This window comes from Salinivibrio sp. ML323, assembly GCF_001995745.1.
Classification (GTDB): Bacteria; Pseudomonadota; Gammaproteobacteria; order Enterobacterales; family Vibrionaceae; genus Salinivibrio; species Salinivibrio kushneri.
The window spans coordinates 1-20900 of the sequence record NZ_MUES01000009.1 but is presented as its reverse complement, the minus strand read 5'-3'; the positions used below and the strand labels follow the sequence as shown (position 1 = coordinate 20900).

16 protein-coding genes are annotated in these 20900 nt (G+C 50.6%); 5 read left to right on the top strand and 11 right to left on the bottom strand.

Translation table 11 applies throughout. The features are described 5' to 3' along the window. The first annotated feature begins 40 nt into the window (after positions 1-40). Positions 41-865: an HDOD domain-containing protein gene (locus BZG13_RS08080; RefSeq protein WP_077486250.1), complete on the top strand. Its 825-nt coding sequence runs from the start codon at positions 41-43 to the stop codon at positions 863-865. 55 nt (positions 866-920) lie between these two features. On the opposite strand, the gene BZG13_RS08075 is transcribed toward BZG13_RS08080, so the two are convergent. Then, on the bottom strand, positions 921-1823 hold the full coding sequence (locus BZG13_RS08075; RefSeq protein WP_069362393.1) for a LysR family transcriptional regulator: 903 nt from the start codon (positions 1821-1823) through the stop codon (positions 921-923). 177 nt (positions 1824-2000) lie between these two features. On the opposite strand from BZG13_RS08075, the gene BZG13_RS08070 reads away from it, so the two are divergent. Then, complete coding sequence (locus BZG13_RS08070) at positions 2001-3692, top strand: L-lactate permease (protein ID WP_077486249.1); 1692 nt, start codon at positions 2001-2003, stop codon at positions 3690-3692. Between the two features lie 103 nt (positions 3693-3795). Continuing rightward, the gene (gene dld / locus BZG13_RS08065; protein ID WP_077486248.1) at positions 3796-5586 is read left to right on the top strand and encodes a D-lactate dehydrogenase; all 1791 of its coding nucleotides are present in this window, start codon (positions 3796-3798) and stop codon (positions 5584-5586) included. Between the two features lie 40 nt (positions 5587-5626). Here dld and BZG13_RS08060 read toward each other — a convergent pair whose 3' ends face one another. The 3 genes from BZG13_RS08060 to hrpA all read right to left on the bottom strand — a co-directional run bounded on the left by BZG13_RS08060 (position 5627) and on the right by hrpA (position 11309). Then, entirely contained in the window at positions 5627-6484 is an 858-nt protein-coding gene (locus BZG13_RS08060) for a DNA ligase (protein ID WP_077486247.1), read from the bottom strand. A gap of 172 nt (positions 6485-6656) precedes the next feature. Continuing rightward, a complete protein-coding gene (locus BZG13_RS08055) occupies positions 6657-7292 on the bottom strand; it encodes a murein L,D-transpeptidase catalytic domain family protein (protein WP_077486246.1) in 636 nt (211 codons plus the stop codon). A gap of 180 nt (positions 7293-7472) precedes the next feature. Further along, positions 7473-11309 carry an ATP-dependent RNA helicase HrpA gene (gene hrpA, locus BZG13_RS08050; RefSeq protein WP_077486282.1) on the bottom strand — a complete coding sequence of 1279 codons (3837 nt, stop codon included), beginning with the start codon at positions 11307-11309 and terminating at the stop codon, positions 7473-7475. Between the two features lie 329 nt (positions 11310-11638). Here hrpA and BZG13_RS08045 point away from each other — a divergent pair, with 329 nt between their 5' ends. After that, positions 11639-12103 carry a tellurite resistance TerB family protein gene (locus BZG13_RS08045; RefSeq protein ID WP_077486245.1) on the top strand — a complete coding sequence of 155 codons (465 nt, stop codon included), beginning with the start codon at positions 11639-11641 and terminating at the stop codon, positions 12101-12103. Between the two features lie 18 nt (positions 12104-12121). On the opposite strand, the gene btuD is transcribed toward BZG13_RS08045, so the two are convergent. From btuD to pheS, 6 genes are all read right to left on the bottom strand, one after another. Continuing rightward, a complete protein-coding gene (btuD, locus tag BZG13_RS08040; protein WP_108743871.1) occupies positions 12122-12895 on the bottom strand; it encodes a vitamin B12 ABC transporter ATP-binding protein BtuD in 774 nt (257 codons plus the stop codon). After that, positions 12892-13875 (bottom strand): vitamin B12 ABC transporter permease BtuC, encoded by a 984-nt coding sequence (gene btuC, locus BZG13_RS08035; RefSeq protein WP_077459491.1) that lies wholly within the window; start codon positions 13873-13875, stop codon positions 12892-12894. The genes btuD and btuC overlap by 4 nt, the downstream gene beginning before the upstream one ends. Positions 13876-13937: 62 nt before the next feature. Further along, positions 13938-14978 (bottom strand): succinylglutamate desuccinylase, encoded by a 1041-nt coding sequence (locus BZG13_RS08030; RefSeq protein WP_077486244.1) that lies wholly within the window; start codon positions 14976-14978, stop codon positions 13938-13940. 170 nt (positions 14979-15148) lie between these two features. Then, positions 15149-15445 (bottom strand): integration host factor subunit alpha, encoded by a 297-nt coding sequence (ihfA, locus tag BZG13_RS08025; protein ID WP_069362384.1) that lies wholly within the window; start codon positions 15443-15445, stop codon positions 15149-15151. Positions 15446-15850: 405 nt separating this feature from the next. Beyond that, positions 15851-18253, bottom strand: a complete 2403-nt coding sequence (pheT, locus tag BZG13_RS08020) for a phenylalanine--tRNA ligase subunit beta (protein ID WP_077486243.1) — start codon at positions 18251-18253, stop codon at positions 15851-15853. A gap of 19 nt (positions 18254-18272) precedes the next feature. Further along, entirely contained in the window at positions 18273-19256 is a 984-nt protein-coding gene (pheS, locus tag BZG13_RS08015; RefSeq protein WP_069362382.1) for a phenylalanine--tRNA ligase subunit alpha, read from the bottom strand. Between the two features lie 443 nt (positions 19257-19699). On the opposite strand from pheS, the gene BZG13_RS08010 reads away from it, so the two are divergent. Next, a complete protein-coding gene (locus BZG13_RS08010; protein ID WP_077486242.1) occupies positions 19700-20728 on the top strand; it encodes a lipoate--protein ligase in 1029 nt (342 codons plus the stop codon). Here the strand turns inward: BZG13_RS08010 and BZG13_RS15415 are convergent. After that, positions 20713-20900: hypothetical protein (locus tag BZG13_RS15415; RefSeq protein WP_206744308.1), on the bottom strand; the 188-nt coding region annotated here is incomplete at its 5' end. The genes BZG13_RS08010 and BZG13_RS15415 overlap by 16 nt on opposite strands.

Genomic DNA, 20900 nt, shown 5'->3' with positions numbered 1-20900 from the left:
ATCTATAGTTAAATCAGAGCCAACGCTGAAGGAAGTTGTTATGGAATCCAGTCGCTTAGTCGAGCTTATCGATCGTCTCCCCAAGATTCCCAAAGTCGTGCAAGAGTTGATTGAGTTGGTCAACAGCCATGACGCTGAGCTTAATCAAATCGCCGAAAAAATCGCCTACGACCAGGTCATCTCCGCGCGTGTGCTTCGCTTGTCTAATTCAGCCTATTTTGGTCGCGCCCGAAACGTGGGCTCTGTCAACGAGGCGGTTATCCGGCTTGGTTTGGGCCCTGTTAGAACCCTGGTGGTGTCTAGCGCACTGATGAGTGCTTTTGACGTCGATGACGAAGTGGATATGGATGCCTTTTGGCAACACACGTTCGAAATTGCAACCTTGAGTAAAGCCCTGGCACATGCATTAAGAATGGACGGTAACGAGGCATTCACTGCAGGGATGCTCCATAATCTCGGTGAGTTGCTGATCATGACCACCGCTTACGACAAGTTAGACCGCATTAATCTCCATATGGAAGCGGGTAAGCCCAAGCAAGAGGCACAGCAGCTTATTTTGGGGATCACCAGCGCCGAGTTAGGTGGCGAGCTTGCACAAACTTGGAATTTTCCTCAAGGGCTAAGCGATGCGATTCGTTATCAGTTTTCTCCCGTACACAATGAGCAGTTTTCGCCATTGGCGGGGATACTTCGCTTAGCCAATAAAATCGACGTCGCTTGGGGGGAGTTTGTTACCACCGACTCCAAGCTAGATTGGCTCGAACAGCAGCTCGAGTACAACATTCTCGGTTTGCCTAAAACCGTGGTCGCGAATATCGACGATGTCATTGGCTCAGGGCGTGAAATGGCCAAAATGCTTAAATAGCGCCTCTAACAGCTATCGCATGGGCTCAACATATGAGCCCACGGCGCGCTGCTTCCTAAAAGCAATGCTGAATGGCAAGGTATTTATTGCGGATGTGCTCTATCAGCAAACGCACTTTTTTAGGCGGCTGGCGAGTGAATGGATATACCGCATAAATCCCGAGCTTTTTGCCTACTTGGTCAGGAAAAAGATCAACCAATACGCCCTGCATCAAGTCGTCATAGACTAAACACCGCGGTACATACGCGATGCCATGACCACTTAGCGCGCCTTGTCGCAAGGCGATGGGGTTGTCGGTCGAAAAATTACCGGCCACTTTAATGACTTGGTTTTTGTGCTCGCCTTTAAACTCCCAGTCACTGGCCCCCGTGGTTTGGTAGGCATATTGCAAGCAATTATGTTGTTTTAACTCAATCGGATGTTGCGGCCGGCCATGACGCGCAATATAGCTGGGTGCCGCACACACTACCCATTGTGAGTCGATAATATGGCGTGCAATTAAGCTAGAGTCCTCGAGGTAGCCGGTGCGGATAACCAAATCAAAGCCTTCATCAATTAAATCGACAAAGCGATTGTCCAGCGACATATCAATGTTAAGGCCCGGATATTGCCCACAAAACGCTGCCACCGCTTCAGCGAGTAATAGCTCGCCAGAAATGGTCGGCACTGAAATTTTAATCTGGCCGGTTATTGATTCCCCGAGCCCTGCGACCGCATCAAAGGCCTCATCAGCGGCCTGCTTCACATTTTTTGCACCTTGATACAAGGTACGCCCGGCATCGGTCAGTGTCAGTTTGCGCGTGGTGCGATACAAAAGCTGCACACCTAAGCCTTCTTCGAGCTTTTTAATCCGCTTGCTAACTACGGAATTTGTCAGCGAATTTATTTCTGCTACCTTGCTAAAAGAGCCACATTCGGCGACTTGAGCAAAGAGGACGAGATCATCTGTTTTCGGCATATTATGTCAATTATGGAAGTAATTATTTTCATTATTTCCATATATCAGAAAAATGCAAACGCGTAATGTCACATACGGTTAACATCGAGTCACCGAGCTGTCAGCAAAATAACAACACATCGGTGACTTGTTTATTCAACGTGATTCAACGGAAGAGACACCTAATAAGGAACACCTATGACAGATACCCTATACGCCCTCATCGCGTTTTCACCCATCGTGGTCGCGGCGATCTTACTGGTCGGCTTAAATTGGCCAGCTAAAAAGGCGATGCCCGTTGCCTTTATCATGACAGTCTTAATCGCACTCTTCCAGTGGCAGATGAGTGCAGCACGTGTGTCGGCCTCCATCGCACAAGGCTTGATCATTACGGCAGCCGTCCTTTGGATCGTGTTTGGTGCCATCCTTTTGCTCAACACTTTAAAACACACCGGCGCGATTACCGTAATACGTAATGGCTTTACCACCATCTCCGATGACAGACGCATTCAGGCCATCATCATTGCATGGTGCTTTGGATCTTTCATCGAGGGCGCATCAGGTTTCGGTACGCCCGCCGCCATTGCCGCGCCGTTGTTGGTCGCCATCGGCTTCCCTGCTCTCGCCGCAGTTGTCGTCGGTATGATGATCCAATCGACGCCGGTCTCCTTTGGTGCGGTCGGCACGCCTATTATTGTGGGCGTCAACAAAGGGTTAGACAGCCATGCGATTGGGCAAACGCTCACCGCTAATGGCAGTGATTGGGCGACCTACCTGCAATCTATTACCACGCAAGTATCCTTTATTCACGCGGTGATTGGCACACTAATGCCTTTGCTAATGGCAATGATGTTGACCCGCTTTTTCGGCAAGAATAAGAGCTGGAAAGAAGGCTTAGAGGTGGCACCGYTTGCGATTTTCGCCGGGTTAGCCTTCACCGTTCCTTATGCCCTCACCGGCTGGTTGTTAGGACCTGAATTCCCTTCATTACTCGGTGGTCTGGCAGGGATCGTGTTGGTCACAACTGCCGCACGTAAAGGCTTTTTAGTCCCGAAAAATCAGTGGGACTTTGATGATGAGTCGACCTGGCCGAGCCATTGGTTAGGCTCGCTGAAAATGGATCTCAAGGTTCAAGAAAAGCCGATGAGCATGGCCATGGCCTGGACGCCCTATGTGTTGTTGGCGGTTTTCTTGGTGATCAGCCGCGTCAGCCCGACGGTCAAAACGGCACTGACCGATGTCAGCCTTGGTTTCTCCGCGTTGTTTGGTGAAACTGGGGTCAACGCTGCCATTCAACCACTTTATCTGCCAGGCGGCATCCTTGCGTTCGTGGCTTTGTTAGCCGTGTTGCTTCAGGCGCGTCAATTGCCGCCGCTGTTAACCGCGGCGCGTGAATCGAGTAAAACATTGATTGGTGCCGGGTTTGTGTTGGTGTTTACCATCCCTATGGTACGTATTTTTATTAACTCAGGCGTGAATGGTGCCGATTTGGTGAGTATGCCGGTCATGACCGCACGCTTTGCGGCCGATTTAGTGGGAGATGGCTTCCCAGCGTTGAGCGCCACCATTGGCGCATTGGGCGCTTTTATTGCAGGCTCCAATACGGTGTCCAATATGATGTTTAGCCAGTTTCAGTTTGAAGTGGCACAAACCTTAGGATCATCGACCGTAGTGGTGATTGCCCTGCAAGCCGTCGGTGCGGCAGCCGGCAATATGATCGCTATCCATAACGTGGTCGCCGCATCCGCGACGGTCGGCTTACTCGGCCGTGAGGGCGTGACCCTGCGTAAAACCGTCTTACCCACGCTTTATTACCTGATTGCCGCCGCTGTCATCGGCATTGTCTTGGTCAATGTGTTGCAGTTTGCCGATGTCCTCTCCGGGGCGTAATCTTACATGTTATTGGCCGAGCCACCTCTCGGCCTTTCTCTCCACAAGCGGGCCAGCTAGGCTGACCCCAGCCTTTGTCGTAACGTAAAGGAAAGGAACGCTTATGAACACCCCATCACGTTTGTCGTCATCACAGCAACAAGCATTTATTTCCACCTTAACCGACATCGTAGGCAAGAATAACTTACTCACTGAGACAAACCAGACCCAGCATTATCGGACTGGCTTTCGCTCGGGAGGTGGTCCTGCGCTCGCCGTTATTTTTCCCACCTCTTTAGTGATGCAATGGCGGGTGCTCCAAGCCTGTGTCGACGCGGATGTGGTGATGATCATGCAAGCCGCGAATACGGGCTTAACCGAAGGCTCAACCCCCAAAGGCAGCGACTACGATCGTGATGTGGTAATAATCAACACCACACGCTTAGACGGATTACAGCTTATCGATAACGGTAAGCAGGTACTGAGTTTTCCCGGCACAACATTGCATCAGCTAGAGCAGACGCTCAGGCCTCTTAAGCGCGCGCCGCATTCGGTCATCGGTTCGTCGTGCATTGGCGCATCGATTGTTGGTGGTGTGGCCAATAATTCCGGAGGTGCATTGGTTAAACGCGGCCCGGCTTATACCGAATATTCATTATTTGCACAGTTAAATGAGGATGGTGAGCTAACGCTGGTGAATCATTTAGGCATTGCCCTGGGTGATGACCCAGAAACCATTCTTTCGCGCGTTGAGCGTGGTGATTACACACCCCGTGATATCACCTATGACGCGCGTAAGGCGTCTGCAGATGACTACGAGCAAATCTTGCGTGATGTCGATGCTGACAGCCCCGCGCGCTATAACGCCGACAAACACCGCTTACATGAAGTGAGCGGCTGTGCAGGGAAACTGGCTGTCTTTGCCGTGCGCCTTGATACCTACCCGATCCCTGAACGTGAGCAAGTCTTTTACATTGGCACTAACAACCCAGATGTGCTCAATACATTGCGTCGCCGTGTACTTACCGAGCTTTCACACTTGCCTGAAGTGGCGGAATATATGCACCGTGACGCCTTTGATATCGCTGAGCGTTACGGAAAAGATGTGTTTTTAGCGATTGGTCGACTGGGCACGGATTCAATCCCGAAAATGTTTGCCTTGAAAGCAAAAATAACAAATTGGTTAGATAAGGTGCCGTTACTGCCTAACGCATTACCCGATAAAGTGATGCAATACGCCAGTCAGCTTTTTCCGCAGCACTTACCCAAACGTATGCTCGCGTTTCGCGATAGATTTGAGCACCACCTAATATTCAAAGCCTCAGAGGAAGGAATCGAGGAAGCTTCGGCGTTTTTAAGCCGTTTTTTTGCCGAACACGCAGACAGTGATTACTTTGCCTGTAGTGAGGATGAAGCGAAAAAAGCCATGCTTCACCGCTTTGCCGCAGCCGGGGCGGCGATTCGCTACCACACGATGCACAGTCGCGATGTGGAAGACATTCTCGCGTTAGATATAGCCCTTAAGCGCAACGAGACCGAGTGGGAAGAACACTTGCCCGTCGAGATAGAACAAGAGATGGTGGCCAAACTTTATTACGGGCACTTTTTCTGCCACGTCTTCCACCAAGACTATGTGGTGAGAAAAGGTGCGGACGTGTCGGCAATTAAGGCGAAAATGCTAGCTTTGCTAAATGAGCGAGGCGCCAAATACCCAGCCGAGCATAATGTGGGACACCTTTATGCCGCGGAGCCGGATTTGGCTAATTTCTATCACCAGTTAGATCCTACCAACAGTTTTAACCCTGGGATTGGAAAGACCGGGAAGAAAAAATACAGTGTTGATTGCCAGTGCTTAGACCACCAACTGCGCCCTCGCGCAAGTCAGGACTCGTCACCCGCCACGCACGAGCACTAAACCGACCCACAACCCCGCCAACCGTTTGGCGGGTTCTTTTTTAACGCGTTGGTTTCTCGTGAATAAAACGCGCAAAGCGTGGGATGCCTTTTTGAGTGACACCGTTGTGGCGTACCAAGATAGTACTACCAATCTGTGGTGGATCAGCCCGTTGCGCATCACTAAAGCCCGATCCCACGCTAAACTCGGTGCCGTCAGCCAGGCGTACTACCAGAGAGCCCATCAAGCCTTGTAACCGCCCTTTTCCCGGATTCACTTCTACCACAGTCACTTCTTTTTCTTGGTAGGTTTTCAACTTAACGACGCTGTCTACGCGCTGCCCCACATACACACTATCAGGATGATGCAGCATCAAGCCTTCACCGCCCGATTCATCAATAGCAGAAAGCTGTGCCTCGAGTTCATCATTGTCAGTCACCGGCGTTTGCTTTACCAATGCTAAGAACGGCGATGCGCTATTTGTGACTATCTTTTTCAGTGCTGCATAGCGAGCAGAAAACGGACCAGGTTGATCCGGTAAATCAAACGCATAAAAACGAACGCTCTGCCACGCGTCAGGATCCGGTTTATCGTCCAACACGGTACGCAACACAGTTTGAAACCCACCTCTTCCGGCCCATAGCTCACCATCTAAAGGCGTGGTTGGCAGCGATTGAATCAATCTATCCGGTGCGTGAATGAGATTTCCTTGTCGGGTTAAGAGTTGCGTGCCGGTCCAATAGGCGCGGATCCCATCCAGTTTTTCGCTGACCCAATAGCCACGATAGTCGTGTTCGGCAATCTGTCCGTCAATACCATGCATCAGCGCTGGTGCAGACGGTGCAGCATCAACATCACTGGTGGGAAACAGGGTAAATGCGGAGAGTAAGCACAAAGTAAAAGGATTTAGGCGTGCCATGGCATTCCTCCTTAGTGGTAAGGAGCATAGACTAGCGCGATAAAAGGCGTATCAACATGCCTTTATTTTTTCGTGGTAGAGAATTAGCGTTCACGGTGAACAATGTGCAGGTGTTACATCGCCCACCGTGAAATGACTCGTGAAACCTCGTCCGCTGCGCAATCAAGAACCATCAAGCTTGGCTGGCAAAAGCATAGATAAAGGTGCCGTTTTTGATCGCATCAATCACGCGGGCCGATAAATAGCTAGGTAACGCCGGGCAGCCCCAGCTTCGGCCTAATTGGCCGCTTTGTTTAATCACCTTAGGGTGCGCATAATCGGCACCGTGTATCACAATCGCCCTTGCGCGCGCATTATCGTTTAATCCCTTGGAAAGGCCATCTAAACGCAGTGAGTAGCCGTGCTTACCATGATAGGTTTCCGCCGCACGATAGACCCCCAATGATGTTTGCAAGGAATTAATCTGATTCGAAAAACGCTTTGCGTAAAGGGAGCCACTGTTTTTGCCGTGTGACACGTAGGAACGAAATAACACTTGACGCTTTTTCACATTGATCACCCAAAATCGCTTTTCTGACGAAGGTTTGCCATAGTCAATTAGCGTCATTACAGGTTTGCGGCTACGGTTATGGGCAAAGTGGCGATACGCATCTGCGAAGGCCTGGTATGACACCTCCCCAGCGAGATTGAGAGATTGGTACAACCCACTGACCTCATCTTTAAAACTGGCCCAAACCGAGGTTGGCATGCTGATCGCCAATACATACAAAACGATCCGATACCAAGGGGCCACACCTGCTTGTTTCATTTTTTGCTCCTTTCTTGCCACGGCAACACGAACTACCGAGCGGTCTGTCGTTCGTATTGACAAAAACAAAAACCGTGCCATATGACACGGTTTTGATTACTTATTGATATTTATATAAATTATTTCACGTCGACGCTTTGCCCGTCTTCATCTAATCCGCAGCGGCATAAGCTTGCCGGGTTATATCGCCGCAATGGCGTTTTTAATCCGCTTATCCGAGACGGGGTAAGGCGTGCCGAGTTGTTGCGCGAAATAGCTCACGCGCAGCTCTTCAATCATCCAACGAATCGCTTTTACTTCATCAGGTATGGGCTTGCCTTTAGGGATCTTATTTAGCAATGCTTTATACTCGTTCATCACAGACTCTATCTTGAGCATGTGATTGCGATCGCGGGTAGGATCCACGGGGAGCTTTTCTAATCGACGTTCGATCGCTTTCATATAGCGCAGAATATCGGGAAGCCGCTGCCAACCTGATTCGGTGGCAAAGCCCTTGTAAATCAGCCCTTCTAGTTGGGCTTTGATATCCGACATCGCAAACGCCATCGAGAGATCCACTTTGCCTTTGAGCTTTTTGTTGATATTGAACGCGTGCGTCAATATTTGTTCGACCTGTTGCGCGATGTCCACCACGGTATCGCCTAGCTCCGCACGCACCGTCTCTTTAAGCGCCTCAAATGCTTGCGCCTCCCAGGTTAAGCCGCCGTGTTGCGCAATGAGCTTATCCACGCCACAGGCGATGCAATCATCGATCAAATCCAACACGCGGCCATATGGATTAAAATACAGACCGAGTTTCGACTTGTTGGGCAAATGCGCATGTAGATATTTAATTGGCGATGGCACATTGAGCAAGATCAGCCGACGTTGACCCGCTTGCATGGCTTTTTGTTGCTGGTATTCGGTTTCGAACAGACGAATCGCCACACTGTCTTTTTCATCCACCAAGGCCGGATAGGCTTTGACTTCAAAGCCATGCTTTTTCTGCTGATAACGCTGAGGCAATGCCCCAAAGCTCCATTGGGTGATCCCTTGCTGCTCAATATCATCGTCCGCGACATCCGATAAGGTCGCTTGTACTTTGTCTTTTAGCGAGACTTTGAGTGTGTTTAAGTCTTCGCTTTCAGACAAGGTGCGGTTTTTATCATCCACAACGCGGAACTGGATGCGCAAATGCTCGGGGAGCTGGCTAAAGTTCCAACTGTCACGGTCAATGGTGACACCTGACATCTGCTTTAAGGCTTTTTCCATGCTATCGAGCAAGGGCGCCTCCATGGGCGTCACGCGCTGTAAGATCGCATCGGCATAGTTTGGTGCGGGTACAAAGTTACGTCGTAACGGTTTGGGTAGCGATTTAATCAGCGCGACAATTAGCTCGTGACGTAGCCCGGRGACGTGCCAGTCAAACCCTTCTTCTGATACCTGATTGAGGATCGGCAACGGGATATGCACCGTCACCCCATCGTGGTCTTGGCCAGGCTCGAATTGGTAGCTCAGTTTGAGTTTCAAGTTGCCTTGATACCAAAAGTTGGGGTAATCCAGCTCCGTGACATGGCTGGCGTCGCCTTGCAATAGCATGGCTTTTTCAAAGTTGAGCAGATCGGGGTTGTCTTGACGTGCCTTTTTCCACCAGGTATCGAAGTGACGCCCGCTGACCACGCTATGCTCGAGGCGCTGATCGTAAAAGTCGAACAAGGTATCGTCGTCTGCCAAAATATCGCGCCGGCGAGATTTCAGCTCGAGCTCTTCCACTTCCTCCAGCAGCTTTTGGTTTTGGTGGAAAAAAGCATGCTTGGTTTGCCAATCCCCCTCAACCAATGCCGAACGAATAAACAGCTCACGGCTGACCACCGGATCGATGGCGCCATAATTGACTTTACGGCTCGCCACAATCGGGATCCCGTATAGCGTGACCTTCTCACTGGCCATCACCGCCGCTTGCTTGCGTGACCAATGTGGTTCACTGTAGCTGCGCTTAATCAAATGCTGCGCCAGTGGCTCCACCCATTCGGGTTGGATACGCGCGACAATTCGCCCCCAAAGTTTGGAGGTTTCAACCAGCTCGGCCACCATCACCCATTTAGGCTGCTTTTTGAAAAGCCCAGAGCCGGGGAAAATATGGAATCGTGCATTCCGCGCGCCTTGGTATTCATTCTTTTCTTGGTCTTTCAGGCCAATGTGGCTCAATAGCCCGGCAAGCAGTGCCATATGAATGGCCTGATAACTGGCGGGCTCTTGGTTAAATTGCACCTTCTGCTCTTTCATCACCTGGGTGATTTGATAGTGGACGTCTTGCCACTCTCGCACGCGCAAGTAATTGAGGTAGTCTTTTTTGCACTGCTTACGGAACTGGTTGTTCGATAACGCTTTTTGCTGCTCTTTGACGTAATCCCAAAGGTTTACATAGGCCAAAAAGTCCGATTCTTTATCGGCAAAACGACGGTGCTTTTCATCCGCTTGTTGCTGCTTATCCGCTGGACGCTCACGCGGGTCTTGGATTGCTAAGGCCGCGGCAATCACCATCACCTCATGTAAGGCACCATGCTTAGGTGCCTCAATCACCATGCGTGCCAAACGCGGGTCAATCGGCAGTTTGGCCAAGGTCTTACCGATGGCGGTCAGTTTACGTTTGTCGGTAGCTTGGCCGGGCTTAATCGCACCCAGCTCTTCAAGCAAGCGGACACCATCTTTAATATGACGGCTGTCAGGCGGCTGAACGAACGGAAAGGCTTGAATATCACCGAGCCCTAGTGCCGTCATTTGCAAGATAACAGAGGCTAGATTCGTCCGCAGAATTTCTGGATCGGTAAATTCCGGACGGCCTAAAAAGTCCTCTTCGCTATACAGGCGCACACAAATGCCTTCCGWTACACGGCCACAGCGTCCTTTACGCTGATTAGCACTGGCCTGTGAAATCGGCTCAATCGGCAGTCGCTGCACCTTGGTCCGGTAGCTATAGCGAGAAATCCGCGCCGTGCCGGGATCAATCACATACTTAATGCCCGGTACGGTTAGTGAGGTCTCAGCGACGTTGGTGGCCAGTACAATCCGGCGTCCCGAGTGAGATTGGAATACACGGTTTTGCTCGCCAGCAGACAGTCGCGCGTATAAGGGTAAAATTTCGGTATCACGCAGTTGACGGCGCTGAAGATGATCGGCGGTGTCGCGAATTTCACGCTCACCGTTCATAAAAATCAGGATATCACCCGGCCCTTCCTGACACAGTTCATCAACCGCATCGCTGATCGCTTCAAGCTGGTCACGATCGCTATCGTCCTCTTCCACCAATGGACGGTAGCGCACTTCCACCGGATACGTTCGGCCCGACACCTCTATCATAGGCGCGTTATTGAAGTGCTTAGAAAAACGCTCAGGATCGATGGTTGCCGAGGTAATGATGACTTTGAGATCGGGGCGCTTGGGCAATAATTCGCGCAAATAGCCGAGAATAAAGTCGATATTTAAGCTGCGCTCGTGCGCTTCATCGATAATGATGCAGTCGTACTGATTCAGATACCGATCGTGCTGGATTTCGGCCAACAAGATCCCGTCCGTCATCAGTTTGACTTGCGTCGCCTCTGAGACTTTGTCATTAAAACGCACTTTATAGCCCACGCTGCTGCCTAACTCGACGTCAAGCTCTTCAGCAATCCGTGAAGCGACCGAGCGTGCAGCCAAGCGACGTGGCTGAGTGTGACCTATGGTACCGGCGACACCTAGCCCAAGCTCCATACAGATTTTGGGCAGCTGAGTGGTTTTACCTGAGCCCGTTTCCCCCGCAATGATCACCACTTGGTTGTTCGCGATTGCCTCGGCAATGTCATCTTTCTTCTGACTAACAGGCAGTTCTTCTGGATAGCGAACGGTTGGCGCACTGGCTTGTCGCGACAACAAACGCTGCATACTCTGCGCCATCTCTGCGGCGATTTGGTCGTACACCGCCTGTTTGGCGTCGTCTTTTTTGATTTTTTGCGCGCCGTGGATGCGCTTTTTAAAACGAAAACGGTCTTGCAGCATACAATCGTTTAGCGCTGCAAACAGTGTCTCTGGCGTGTTGTGATGACGTGAACTCAAGGCGATTCCTGCTTACTGCTTAATCTTTTAAGGCGTTTATCAGTGTCACAGCCGATAAATAAGGTTGATTGGTGTCGCATCCTATCACAAAGTAAAAAGAATCAAAGCGGGATGGGTGAGGCTGCGTGTCATTGAGTGACCCACCCTCTATACCATGCCGGTAATAAGTAAACGCTGAGTGCATTTGCGACGTATTGTCTAGCAAATGGCCAAACCGCGACAGTGTCTGAATAAACCCATCACAATTTCGCTCCGCAGTGAGGAGAGTGACCATGCTTAAACAACTACTGAATAAGTTAGAGTCGGCGCTGAACGCTGATATAGGACAATCGGGTCAGCAAGCGGGGCTATCCCTCCACCAAGCGATGGCGGGGCTATTAAGTGAAGTGGCGATGGCCGATCACGATATCGACGAGCGCGAGAAGGCCACGAAACGTGATCGAATATGCCAGCTCCTTTCCCTGGACACCGCACAAGCTGAGCAATTGTTGGAGGATGCAAGGCAACACAGTGAGCATGCGACCTCGCTGTATGAATATACGGATAAACTGCGCGATCTTGACCCACAAGCGCGGATAGCCCTAATCGAGGCGATGTGGTCGGTGGCATATGCTGACGAGAACATTGATCCGCTCGAGGAAGCGGTGATCCGTAAAACCGCTGAGCTACTTTATGTGGATCATGCCGAGTTTATTCGCGCCAAGCTTAATGTGATTGAAAACGACGACGAAAGCTAGTTTTTAAGATATTCACACTCATGCCGAAGACGCGCGCATGATCACCGGGCCATTGGCGGTCGATACTTGCTCTAGCGGGGTGGCAAAAACATCTGAAAGCAGCCGATCGGTCAATACTGCCTTCGGTGGGCCAAGCGACACAATACGCCCTTGTTGAAGCACCACCACCGTATCCGCGTGCTCAAGGGTACGGTTTAAGTCGTGATTGGCCATGATAATCGCAATCTCCTGCTCTCGCGCCAAGGCGGTTATTTCTTGATAAATCACCGCCTGTTGCGCGACATCGAGCCCAGTTGACGGCTCATCTAGCAACAGTAAACACGCATGTGGATTTAACGCTTTGGAGACTTGCAATAAAACGCCCGCCAAACGCACCCGCTGCCACTCACCGCCCGATAAGCTGTCTATTCTTCGGTGGAGCTTGTCGCTGATGGCCAAGCGAGACACCACGTCAGCGACGGCCTTGTCGCGAATCTCACCGGTTGCCAATTGCACACTATCGAGCACTAGGTTGAGGTATTCAAATACCGCCATGACAAACGCGGGGCGCTGTTGTTGCATCAGGTATCCCCGCACTTGCGCCAAATCGTATCGGGTTTGTCCTGATACAGGTTGCCCTTGCAGCCAGACACTCCCCGATTGCGGCACTTCCAAGCCCGACAAGAGTTCCAGTAAAGTGCTTTTACCACTTCCGTTGGGGCCGATAAGGTGTACCACTTGCCCGGCCTCAACCGATAAAGATATCGGCAGCAGACGTGGTGCTAAGCTTAAGTCTTTAGCGTCAACGATCATCCCGCCCTCACCAACATCCAAATAAATAATGGCGCACCAAGCACACTGGTCACTACCCCCACCGGCAGTTCCGCTGAGGGAAGAATAAGTCGGCCAACGGTATCGGCGCTGACCAATAGTAGCGCCCCTGCCAACGCAGACATGGGTAATAAGGTACGATTACGGCTACCGAGCCAAAGACGTAAGTAGTGCGGAACAATTAAGCCAATAAAGCCAATAACACCCGCCACAGCCACAGATACCCCGACTAAAACGCTAATTAAGGCGATCAATTGCCAACGTAGTTGATGTGTGTCTAGCCCTAATTGCTGCGCCTGAGACTCACCGAGCATAAGCTGGTCAAGCTTATGCCCGTATCGCCACAATAATGCAATACAAGGTAAGGTCATTGTCAGTATACCCACATGCTCCAATCGCATGCCGGACAGCGATCCCATTAACCAAACCATTAATTGGCGCAAATTAAAGTCAGTGCTGAAGTAAAACGCCAAGGTGACGCCTGCCCCCGCCAAAATGCTAAGCGCAACACCGACCAATAAAATGCGAGCCGTCGCTAGAGCGCGACGGGCTAATATCACTAATATAAAGGTAAACAAGCTCGCGCCCAACATGGCAGCGACGGCCATACTGCCACTCGACGCCCAAGCCGGCGCGAGCAACAACAGTAAGACCACGGCGATGCTTGCGCCGCCGGAAATGCCTAAGACACCTGGCTCCGCCAGTGGGTTACCCAATAGCACTTGTAAACTTGCCCCAGCCATCGCCAGTGAGGCGCCTATCATCACACTGACTAGCACACGAGGGAGGCGAAGTTGTAGGAGTAATTGCTGCTCTAATGTTGAGCCGGGCGCAAAAGGATTGATCCATATTTCGCCCACACTCAGTGCAAGCCCACACACCAACAAAAGCAAAGCCGAGAAAGTAAGTAACGCGCGCCGCCAACGGCTCTGTTGGCGAGCGGTAAGTTCTGACACTCGCATGCGTCATCCATTAAACCAATACTGCGACGCACTTTACCGACTGACTGCCCGCTTGAAAAGCGCTACGCCGAGGCTTTTTGTGGTGCGTGCACATAGATCGGTTGATTGACAGTGGGCTCAAAGGGGGTGGCGAGTAACCCAGCCCGATGACCAACGTGGACATTGGCATTGGGAAAGATCACCACTTCTCCCTCATGCTCGGCATAGATTTCTTGTCCCTTGTCGGTGGCCAATAATGCCCCCTGCTCGAACGGTGTAAAGTTTTTAGCCGATGAGGGAAAAGTGAGCGCGAACTGATCGGTGTGCTTGGTCAAGGTTCGCGTCACACGGTAAAAGCGCATCGGCGCTAATTCAGTCGGTAATGTGGCGGCTTTGAGTAAGCCTCGTAAGGTGCGATCAAGCGGATCGTACTCACGCATATCATTTTCAAACAATGGCGCGACCCGGCCCATTTCTAAGGTAGCAGCCAGCGCACCGTGGTGGTTGGCGCTATACCAACTAAAGGTGGGTGATGGCGATTGGGAAAGGACAGTGGCATCCATTTTGGCGTCATTGAGTAATGCGGCCAGTGGACGTACATCTCTCGCGGTCGGCGTGGTGGGGATCACACCAAACATATAATGATAGGACTCACGAATGGCACTGTGTAAGTCGAGGTGCCAACGAGTCATGTCGTCTGGCTGGGCGGCAAAGAAGTCGCTCACGGCTGTTTGCAATTGGTTAGCAAGATAGTGCTCTTCATTCTTTTCTTCATTCCAGCCACCAAATAGACGATTAAGGTTATCTTCAATAAAGCGAGTGTGCGCTTTAATCGCTTCGGCATGACCAATAATCAGTAATAGCGGCACATTGGGGATAAATTGCTCTGACAAGATATCGGCGAGTAGCTGGTCAATAAGCTCGATGGGCGCGGTTTCGTCACCATGAATGCCTGATGACAATACGACGCAACGCGAAACCTTGGCGACATCGGGCTGTATCGAAATAATACCGGGGGCACTGTGATTGACGGTGAGCGAGCCCACTCGCCATGAGTCTGGGGTAAAAGCGTGAGGTGCGGTGAGTGCGGCATCAATAAAGGCACCTGGGCGTGCTGTCAGCATAATGCTTCCTTTTATTACAACTAGACAACAAAACGTTACAGCGAGATAACCAATAAACCCAGTGTTTTCCCCTCACAATGTGATCATGTATAGACAAATTAAAAAGCCGTGGCACATCTGCACACGGCTTTCTAGTGTGGTATCGTCACCACTGTCGGGGTCACGCAGCGTTATTGTTCAACGTCTGCATTTTCAACTCGCGCTTTGAGTTTCTGGCCAGGTCGAAATGTCACGACGCGGCGCGCAGTGATCGGAATATCTTCCCCTGTTTTGGGATTTCGACCGGGACGTTCATTCTTGTCTCGTAAGTCGAAGTTACCAAACCCTGATAACTTGACCTGTTCGCCACTTTCGAGCGCTTTCCGAACTTCTTCGAAAAACACCTCGACTGTCTCCTTGGCGTCCCGTTTGCTAATCCCGATATTTTCAAACAGGTTCTCAGCCAAATCGGCCTTAGTGAGCGCCATAGGTTTTTCCCTCAAGAATTGTTGAACACATATGCAATACCGCAGTATCGACACCACCATTCTACACTTGACCCATACGTCTTTAGCCCTTGTATTTTAGGGATATTTGCAGGCCAGCTCAAAACAAGTGTATGCCAACTGGCTGATTTGCGCCAACTTTTTTACATTAAAAAATCACGAGCAATGTCCAAAAAATTGACCTTTCAAACCAAGGTGTTACAAGCGTTTTCTTAACCAGCATAGGTCATAGACTACTAAGCTGCTTAATATTAGGCTTTTTTATCAATATTTGAACACTTACTCACCAAATATAGTGAATTTATTTAGTTTTTCAAATGGATAGATGTTAGGCCATTTAGGCATAAAAAAAGCAGCGTTTCCGCTGCTTTTTGGGATGACGTTAGCTTAATCACGCAAGGTAACGCCTAATTTCTCTGATAAATGGCTAACAACACCAGACACGGCATCATTGATATCGGCTTCCTCAAGCGTGCGCGCATCAGATTGCAAGGTCAGTGCGATTGCCAAGCTCTTCTTGCCCTCTTCCACACCTTTGCCAGTGTAAAGGTCGAAAAGCTGTGCGTCCTTAAGCAATGGGTTGCCGCTTTGCAAACACGCGTCCACCACATCGCCCGACGCAAGCGATTGATCGGCAATCACCGCAATATCACGGCGGTTGGCAGGGAATTTCGATAGCCCTGCCGCTTCGGGAATAAAGCGTTCGTCAATGGCTTGCCACTCCAGCTCAAACACCACCGTTCGGCCATTTAAGCCAAACTCACGCTCAAGCTCAGGATGCAAGGTACCAATATGACCCACTACTTTGCCGTCAAACTCGATCGCGGCAGTTTGACCTGGGTGCATGGCAGGATGGGATGCTGACACGAAACGGAAGTCTTTCAACTTACCGGTGAGTTCCAGTACCGCTTCTAGGTCGCCTTTCAAATCAAAAAAGTCAACGGTTGCGCTTGCCAGATCCCAATGCTCTTCACTACCAGGGCCTGCAATCACACCCGCAAGCATGCTCTCTTGGCGAATGCTCGATTGACGAACGGTCCCACCGGTGTCACCTTCCGGGGTAAAGCGTAAGCCAAATTCAAACAAGCGCACACGAGGCTGCTGACGTTTTTGGTTATAGGCCACCGTGTTTAAAAGCCCAGGAAGCAAGCTCAGGCGCATGGCTGACATGTCCGCAGAGATTGGGCTTGGCAGGATCAGTGGCTCAACATCGGGAACAATCAGCGCTTGCTGTTTAGGTTCAACAAAGCTGTAGGTAATCGCCTCGTGGAAGCCACGGTCAACCAATAAGTCGCGGACACGTTTCAGTGGCATCGCTGCCTCTTTGTATTCGCGCATAGCCAGTGCCGCTTTAGGCGCACGGGTTGGAATGTTGTCGTAGCCGTAAATACGCCCGACTTCCTCAATCAAATCCTGCTCAATGGCAATATCAAAACGCCAGCTAGGTGCCGTTGCTTGCCAGCCCTTCTCCGTTTCTGTTACCGCACACCCTAGACGGGACAAAATAGCTTGTACATCACTGTTATCGATTGAATGACCCAATAGACCATCTAACTTCTCACGACGTAGGGTGACAGTGTCACGAGTTGGCAGTGTTTCTGCTGACTCAGCGGTTATAACCTCTCCCGCTTCACCACCACAAATCGCTAAAAGCAGTTCAGTCGCCCGCTCCATCGCCGCCGCTTGTAACGCTGGATCGACGCCACGTTCAAAACGGTGGGAGGAATCGGTGTGCAAACCATAGCTACGCGCACGGCCACGGATCACGTCAGGGGCAAAAAACGCCGACTCGAGCAAGATATCTTGGGTGTCGGTGGTGACGCCAGAGTCTTGCCCGCCAAAGATCCCGGCCATCGCCAAGGCTTTTTTCTCATCCGCGATCACCAATGTCTGAGCGTTAAGGGTTGCTTCGTTGCCATCCAGCAGTGTGAGGGGTTCACCCTCTTCTGCCATGCGTACCACAATGCCACCCTCAAGCTTGCTAAGATCAAAGGCGTGCATCGGCTGACCTTGCTCAAGCATCACATAGTTAGTGACATCCACCACAGGGTCGATAGCGCGAATGCCACTGCGGCGCAGTTTCTCTTGCATCCACAGCGGGGTCTGTGCATTAAGATCGACGTTTTTTACCACACGCCCTAAATAACGTGGGCACGCTTGCGGCGCATCAATGCGCACCGATACCTTGTCTTCAATGCTGGCCGCAACCGGTGTGATGCTCGGTTCAGTGACATCAGCGCGGTTCAATACGCCGACTTCACGTGCCAAACCACGCAGGCTTAAACAATCAGCACGGTTCGGGGTCAAATCAACATCGATGGTGACATCGTTTAGCGCGAGGTAATCACGAATGTCGGTACCAATTGGCGCGTCGGTAGGCAGCTCGATAATGCCGTCTGATTCCACATCAATACCCAGCTCGGTAAAGGAGCACAGCATACCGAAGGACGGTTGACCACGCAGCTTCGCTTTTTTGATTTTGAAGTCACCGGGTAATACGGCGCCCACCATCGCGACCGCGACTTTCAAGCCTTGACGACAGTTAGGTGCCCCACAAACGATATCAAGCAATTCATCGTCGCCGACATTGATTTTGGTCACACGCAGTTTGTCTGCATCTGGGTGTTGGCCACACTCAACCACTTCACCCACAACCACGCCGCTAAAGTCGCCAGCTACGGGTGCAATTTCATCGACTTCAAGGCCGGCCATGGTGATCTGATGGGCCAGCGCGTCGGTGTCGTTTGCTGGATTTACCCACTCTCTCAACCAAGATTCACTGAATTTCATTATTACCTTGCCCCACTGATTACTTAAATTGTTTCAAAAAGCGCAGATCGTTCTCAAAGAACGCACGGAGATCATTCACGCCATAACGCAACATAGTCAGGCGCTCTACGCCAATACCAAAGGCAAAGCCTTGATATTCCTCTGGATCGATATTCACCGCACGTAGTACATTCGGGTGAACCATGCCGCAGCCTAAGATCTCCAGCCATTTTCCGCCTTTGCGGCGCACATCAACTTCGGCAGAAGGCTCAGTGAATGGGAAGTAAGAGGGACGGAAACGCACTTCTAGATCTTCCTCGAAAAAGTTGCGTAAGAAGTCATTGAGGATCCCTTTGAGATCAGCAAAGGTGATGTCTTTATCGACCAATAACCCTTCCACTTGGTGGAACATCGGGGTATGCGTTTGGTCGTAGTCATTACGATAAACGCGACCGGGGGCAATAATACGAAATGGAGGTTTACCCGCTTCCATGGTACGGATCTGCACGCCAGAGGTGTGCGTACGCAACATCAAATCAGGGTTAAAGAAGAAAGTATCGTGGTCGGTACGCGCAGGATGATCTGGGGCGATATTCAGCGCATCAAAGTTATGAAAACCATCTTCAATCTCTGGCCCAGACGCAACAGAGAAACCCAACTCACCGAAAAATTGCTCAATACGTTCAATGGTGCGCGTCACGGGGTGAATACCACCGTTTTCAATACGACGGCCCGGCAAGCTTACATCAATGGTTTCTGCGGCAAGCTTCGCTTCCAACTCGGCGCGCTCAAGTGCATTTTTACGCTCAGCAATCGCTTGTTGTACGGTTTGCTTGGCTTGGTTAATCGTTTGACCCGCTTCGCGGCGCTCTTCCGGAGGCAGTTTGCCCAACGCCTGTAATTGTGCGGTTAGCTCGCCTTTCTTTCCTAGGAATTTAACCCGGACTTCATCCAATGCAGCCACAGAGGCGGCATCGGCCACCGCACTGGTTGCATTCGCAAGAATTTCTTCTAATTGTTGCATTGTTTCCTCGTCGACCCGTTGGGCAGTCCAAATCAGGTAGGTGCGTGACAATACCTGCTGACATCATGGTTTCACCCATTGTCTGAGCAAACTGACAGAGTCGTCTCAATAATACGCCTCAATGCCAATTGACTGAGAGAACAGGTAATAAATTGACCTTACATACTAATTAATGCCACGACTAATGCCAAACGCTAAACAGCATTTACGCTATTTTTCCTCGCCATCCGGTCACGTGTGGCGTCATTTTGATGGCAGATTGGTCATTCAGCGCGTTAATGCGGTAAAAATCGAGCCTGTTAGCGCTGATTGAATAACTCGCTAAGTATTGTTTGATATTCTAGCGTCTATATTGATTGCCGAACGAGCTTGCGTGGCAACAATCCAGTTGGTCCGCGCTCGCGTTTCCCGAATAATTTGTTTACCGAATACTTGGAGCCAGTATGCAAGACACTAGTCGCCCTTTACGTGTGTTTGTTTCGACGTCCACTCACCCTTGGTTCAATCTGGCCGTGGAAGACACCATATTTCGTACCATGTCGGCACAGCAGAACGTCCTGTTCCTATGGCGTAATGACAATACGGTGGTTATTGGACGCGGTCAAAACCCATGGCGCGAGTGTAATACACGCAAAATGGAACAAGATGCTGTGGTGTTGGCGAGACGCCAAAGCGGTGGGGGCGCGGTGTTTCATGATTTGGGCAACACCAATTTTACCTTTATGGCCGGCAAGCCCGGTTATGACAAGTCGGTATCAACACAAATTGTGTTGAATGCGCTGAAAACGCTCGGGATCAGAGCCTCAGCCAGTGGCCGAAATGATCTCACCATGGACACGCCCGACGGCCCAAGAAAAGTATCGGGCTCTGCCTACAAAGAGGCCAAAGATCGCGGCTTTCACCACGGTACACTCTTGATTAATGCCAACTTGTCGCGACTGGGTGATTACCTCAACCCTGATCCTAAAAAACTCCAAGCTAAGGGGATTTCATCTGTGCGTGCGCGCGTGGCCAATATCGCTGACTTTGTCCCAGACGTTGATCACCAACGCGTGTGTGACGCGATTAAAACCGCCTTTTTCCGCCATTACGGCCATACCACTGAGGTTGAGTACATTTCCCCCGACGCCAAGCCTGATGTCGAAGGGTTTGACGCTATTTATGAAAAACAGTGCAGTTGGGCATGGAATTTCGGTAACAGCCCGCAGTTCATGCATACCTTTGATGAGCGTTTTGAATGGGGAGGGGTTGAGCTGCATTTAGATGTGAAAAATGGAGAAATCATCGATTGCCAGTTATTCACTGACAGTTTAACGCCAGGACCGCTAGAAACACTGGCCAATCAATTGATCGGACAAGCCTACCATCCAGAAAAACTTTACCAGTTTGTGATGAGCTGGGCTGATGCCGATCAAAGTCACAAAGTTATGTACGAAGATATAGCCCTGTGGTTACGTCAAGCCATCGCCTGATCGCTGAACACATCTAAAGTGACCTCTATCACATAATCGCCTCTCCTTTGATCCCACGCAAAGACGCAAGCAGCTGTCACGTCACTATAGGTGACAGCTCTTCTAATGCAACAAAATTTCACCATATGGATAAAATTCATCATTAATGATGGATTTTTAGCTTGAATAATAG

What these genes read in the sequence shown, in the direction of transcription:
- BZG13_RS08080 (WP_077486250.1), top strand. Translation starts at nt 41, where the DNA reads ATGGAATCCAGTCGCTTAGTCGAGCTTATCGATCGTCTCCCCAAGATT.
- BZG13_RS08075 (WP_069362393.1), bottom strand. Translation starts at nt 1,823, where the DNA reads ATGCCGAAAACAGATGATCTCGTCCTCTTTGCTCAAGTCGCCGAATGT.
- dld (WP_077486248.1), top strand. Translation starts at nt 3,796, where the DNA reads ATGAACACCCCATCACGTTTGTCGTCATCACAGCAACAAGCATTTATT.
- BZG13_RS08060 (WP_077486247.1), bottom strand. Translation starts at nt 6,484, where the DNA reads ATGGCACGCCTAAATCCTTTTACTTTGTGCTTACTCTCCGCATTTACC.
- BZG13_RS08055 (WP_077486246.1), bottom strand. Translation starts at nt 7,292, where the DNA reads ATGAAACAAGCAGGTGTGGCCCCTTGGTATCGGATCGTTTTGTATGTA.
- BZG13_RS08045 (WP_077486245.1), top strand. Translation starts at nt 11,639, where the DNA reads ATGCTTAAACAACTACTGAATAAGTTAGAGTCGGCGCTGAACGCTGAT.
- btuD (WP_108743871.1), bottom strand. Translation starts at nt 12,895, where the DNA reads ATGATCGTTGACGCTAAAGACTTAAGCTTAGCACCACGTCTGCTGCCG.
- btuC (WP_077459491.1), bottom strand. Translation starts at nt 13,875, where the DNA reads ATGCGAGTGTCAGAACTTACCGCTCGCCAACAGAGCCGTTGGCGGCGC.
- BZG13_RS08030 (WP_077486244.1), bottom strand. Translation starts at nt 14,978, where the DNA reads ATGCTGACAGCACGCCCAGGTGCCTTTATTGATGCCGCACTCACCGCA.
- ihfA (WP_069362384.1), bottom strand. Translation starts at nt 15,445, where the DNA reads ATGGCGCTCACTAAGGCCGATTTGGCTGAGAACCTGTTTGAAAATATC.
- pheT (WP_077486243.1), bottom strand. Translation starts at nt 18,253, where the DNA reads ATGAAATTCAGTGAATCTTGGTTGAGAGAGTGGGTAAATCCAGCAAAC.
- pheS (WP_069362382.1), bottom strand. Translation starts at nt 19,256, where the DNA reads ATGCAACAATTAGAAGAAATTCTTGCGAATGCAACCAGTGCGGTGGCC.
- BZG13_RS08010 (WP_077486242.1), top strand. Translation starts at nt 19,700, where the DNA reads ATGCAAGACACTAGTCGCCCTTTACGTGTGTTTGTTTCGACGTCCACT.